Source organism: Paraburkholderia sp. SIMBA_054 (assembly GCF_046534875.1).
In the GTDB taxonomy this organism is placed as follows: Bacteria; Pseudomonadota; Gammaproteobacteria; order Burkholderiales; family Burkholderiaceae; genus Paraburkholderia; species Paraburkholderia hospita.
This window is the reverse complement of sequence record NZ_JAWRXV010001122.1, coordinates 1-258: the sequence shown is the minus strand read 5'-3', so window position 1 is coordinate 258 and position 258 is coordinate 1. Positions and strand designations below refer to the sequence as shown.

At 62.4% G+C, this 258-nt stretch carries 1 protein-coding gene; it reads right to left on the bottom strand.

Annotation, left to right across the window (positions count from 1 at the left end):
* On the bottom strand, nt 1–258 hold a 258-nt coding region (locus SB822_RS58655), incomplete at both ends, for a Ku protein (RefSeq protein WP_410859315.1).

The following is a 258-nucleotide window of genomic DNA, read 5'->3' as shown; positions in this document are numbered from 1 at the left end:
CATGATGTCGTCGCGGAACGTGTCGTGGTACTTCGACGGGTCCCAGGTATCGCTCATGTCGTCGATCAGCTTCTGCGCCATGTCGAGTTCGCGCGCGCTGACGCCTGCCGCCTTGGTGCCTTCGGCCGGCAGTTTGAATTCGTCGAAGTCGCGGACTTCCTCTGCCCAGCGCAGCGTGTTCAGGGCGAGCACCGGGCCGACCGGAATCAGTGCGGCAAGATGCTGCTTGTTATGCAAGACGACACTTGCCACGCCGAC